This window comes from uncultured Tessaracoccus sp., assembly GCF_947255005.1.
Classification (GTDB): domain Bacteria; phylum Actinomycetota; class Actinomycetes; order Propionibacteriales; family Propionibacteriaceae; genus Arachnia.
In genome coordinates this window covers 1-3,385 of record NZ_CAMYFI010000118.1, presented here as the reverse complement: position 1 = coordinate 3,385, position 3,385 = coordinate 1, and the positions used below count along the sequence as shown (strand labels likewise).

Here is a 3,385-nt window from a genome sequence, read left to right as displayed (position 1 = left end):
GCTCGACGGTGGCCGTCGGCGCTGGCGACGTGCGCACCCAGCACGGCAATCTGAGCGTGCCGCCGCCGGCGGTGCTGCAGCTCGCACTGGGCTGGGAGATTGAGGCCGGCGGGCCGGAGAACGTCGGCGAGCTGTGCACCCCCACCGGGCTCGCGCTGCTGCGGGCCCTGTGCGAGGAGCAGGAGACACTGCCGCGCATGCGGGTATCGGCGGTGGGTGTCGGGGCAGGTACCAGGGTGCGCGAAGACCGCGCCGGCGTGCTGCGGGCACTCATCGGGCGCGGAGGGGGCGACGTCGGGGCTGGGGAGGTGCGGGAGATATCGGCGAACGTCGACGACCTCGACCCCCGCCTGTGGCCCGACGTGCTGCACCGGCTCCTCGAGGCCGGGGCGCTCGACGCGTGGCTCACCCCCGTGGTGATGAAGAAGGGACGCCCGGCGCACGTCGTAACGGCACTCGCGACGCCCGACTGCGCGCAGCAGGTGGCCGACGTGCTGCTGACGCACACGTCGACCCTCGGCGTGCGCACGTCCGCCCCGCTCACCCGGCGGGTGCTCCGTCGGGGCTGGGTGTCGGTGGATGTGGACGGCCACGCGGTGCGCATCAAGATCGCCGGCGAACCGGATGCCGCCACGATTCAGCAAGCCACACCCGAGTTCATCGACGTCGAAACCCTCGCCGTGGCGCTCGACGTTCCGCAGCGGGTGGCGCTCGCACGGGCGCAGGCGGCGGCCTGGGAGGCGGGGCTCAGGCCTGGCGCGCCGTGGCCGGAGGCAGCCGATGAATGATGCCCAGCCCGAGCGCAAACGGCGCAAGCGGGTGACGATCTACGACATCGCGGAGGCGGCGGGCGTAGCACCCTCGACGGTGTCGCGCACCTTCGCGCGCCCCGGCCGGGTGGGCGCTGAGACCGCCGAGCACATTCGAGCCACCGCGCGGCGGCTCGGCTATCGGGAACGGCCCGTCTCGCGCGGCTACAGCGACACATCGCAAAAGACGCTGGGGTTCGTCGTCGCCGACGTCGCGAACCCGGTGTTTGCGCACATCATGAAGGGGTTCCAGCTCGAGGCCGCGCGCCACGGCTACTCGGTGCTGCTCCTCGACACGCAGGAAGACGCCCAAGTGGAGCGCCAGGAGATCGACCGCCTCGCACCGCTCGTCGACGGGTTGGCGCTCGGTGCGTCGAGGCTCAGCGACTCCGCGATCATGCAGATCGTCAAAATCCGGCCCGTGGTGAGCGTGAACCGCGTGATCGCGGGGCTGCCGTCGGTGATCGCCGACACCGCCCGTGGCCTGCGCAAAGTTGTCACCCACCTTGCCACCCTCGGCCACACCCGGTTCACGTACCTGCCCGGGCCAGCGGCGTCGTGGGCCGACGGGGTGCGCTGGCGGGCGGTGTCTGAGGCGTGCCACGAGTTGGGTTTGGCGTGCCGCCGCGTCCAGCCGCAGCGCCCGTCGCTCGACGGCGGGGTCGCCGCGTCCCGTGAGTGGATGAGCCAGCGCACCACCGCCGTCGTCGCCTACAACGACATGATGGCCATCGGGTTCATGAAGGCTTGTCAGCGAGCCGGCCTACTGGTGCCCGACGATGTGTCCGTCGTGGGCGTCGACAACTCCATCCCGTCCGTGTTGACCACACCAACCCTCACCAGCGTGGCGCCGTCCACGTCGGAAATCGGAGGTCGCGCGGCCCGCGCCCTCATTGCACAACTGAAACAGCGGTCGACTCCGAGCGCGGAGACGATCGTCGTCCCCATGGAACTGCACAGCCGGGAGAGCACCGCCGCCCCCGGCCATCGTCACTGAAAAGGAGCCCGAACCATGCCAACACCGCTGACCCTCCACCCCGACCGTCTCTTCCCCGCCGAGCCATCCGTGCGCGCCATCGCCCGCGAACTCTACGCCGAGGTAGCCGAGCTACCCATCATCTCGCCGCACGGGCACGTGCCCGTCGAGTGGCTCACCGACGACACCCCGTTCACCGACCCGACGTCGCTGCTGCTCACCCCCGACCACTACACCAACCGCCTCCTGCACTCCGTCGCGGGCGTGGAGCTGGCGCAGCTCGGGGTGCCGGTGGGCAGCCCGATGACGCCGGAGGCCGCGCGCGAAGCGTTCCGCATCTTCTGCGCGAATTGGAAGGTGTTTCGCGGCACGCAGGTGCAGTTCTGGTTCGAGAGCCAGTTTGTCGACCTGTTTGGCGTCGACGTGCGCCCGTCAGCGGAGTCTGCGGACGAGATCTACGATCACATCTCCGCTTGCCTCGCCCGCGACGAGTACCGGCCGCGCGCGCTGTATCGTCGGTTCAACATTGCGGCGCTGGCTACCACCGATGACCCATGCGACACCCTCGACGGGCACCGCGCGCTCGTCGACGATCCGGACTGGGACGGCAACGTGCTGCCCACGTTCCGCCCCGACCGGTACCTCGAGCCCGCCCGCGACGGGTTCGCCGCCCTCACTGCGAAGCTCGGGGAGGCGGCGGGGATGGAGATCGGCAGCTACGCCGACCACGTCGAGGCCATGCGCCGGCGGCGGCGGTACTTCAAGGAGCATGGCGCGGTGTCGTCGGACCACTCGCACCGCGACGCCCGCTGCGAGCGTGTCGACGACGCGGAGGCCGAGCGGTTGTTCGCGGCGGCGCTGGCTGGCGAGCTCTCGCCCGCCGAGGGCGACGTGCTGCGTCGGCACATGGTGAATGACCAAGCCAGGCTGGCCTGCGAGGACGGGCTGGTGATGACGCTGCACCCGGCGGTGTTCCGCAACCACGACTCCGCCGCGCTCGCCCGCTACGGCGCCGACGTGGGCGGCGACGTGCCGCTGGCGGTGGAGTTCGCGTCGGCGCTGCACCCCATCCTCGACGCGTACGGCAACGCCGACGGCTTCCATCTGGTGGTGTTCACGATGGATGAGACGGTGTACTCGCGCGAGCTGGCGCCGCTGGCCGGGTGGTACCGCGGCCTGTACGTGGGCGCGCCGTGGTGGTTCATCGATGAGAACGACGCCATGATGCGCTACCGGCGCGCGACGACGGGGTACGGCACGCTGCAGAAGGGGTCGGGATTCATCGACGACACTCGCGCGTTCTGCTCCATCCCCGCCCGCCACGACGCGGCCCGCCGCGTCGACTGCGCGTTCCTCGCCGGGCTGGTCGCCGAGCACCGCCTCGCCCTCGACGAGGCCCGCGACACCGCCGTCGACCTCGTCGTCGCCCAGCCGAGGCGGGCCTTCAAGCTGCAGGACCCGGTGGTTGAGTAGCCCCACCCTCCTCCGCCGGTGGTTGAGTAGCTCACTTCTTCCACCGATGGTTGAGTAGCGGCGAAGCCGCGTATCGAAACCATCCCATCCCACACCCCCCCGACACCCTCCAGGAAAGGAACACCAT

General features: G+C 70.6%; 3 protein-coding genes. All 3 read left to right on the top strand.

Annotated features, from left to right (window positions below; all coding sequences use genetic code 11):
- Nucleotides 1–788: LarC family nickel insertion protein (locus tag Q0X61_RS12975; protein WP_297743281.1), on the top strand; the 788-nt coding region annotated here is incomplete at its 5' end.
- On the top strand, nucleotides 781–1,806 hold the full coding sequence (locus Q0X61_RS12970) for a LacI family DNA-binding transcriptional regulator (RefSeq protein WP_297743280.1): 1,026 nt from the start codon (nucleotides 781–783) through the stop codon (nucleotides 1,804–1,806). The genes Q0X61_RS12975 and Q0X61_RS12970, both read left to right, overlap by 8 nt.
- Before the next feature lie 15 nt (nucleotides 1,807–1,821).
- Nucleotides 1,822–3,258: a glucuronate isomerase gene (gene uxaC, locus Q0X61_RS12965; protein ID WP_297743278.1), complete on the top strand. Its 1,437-nt coding sequence runs from the start codon at nucleotides 1,822–1,824 to the stop codon at nucleotides 3,256–3,258.
- Nucleotides 3,259–3,385: the final 127 nt, after the last annotated feature.

What these genes read in the sequence shown, in the direction of transcription:
- Q0X61_RS12970 (WP_297743280.1), top strand. Translation starts at nt 781, where the DNA reads ATGAATGATGCCCAGCCCGAGCGCAAACGGCGCAAGCGGGTGACGATC.
- uxaC (WP_297743278.1), top strand. Translation starts at nt 1,822, where the DNA reads ATGCCAACACCGCTGACCCTCCACCCCGACCGTCTCTTCCCCGCCGAG.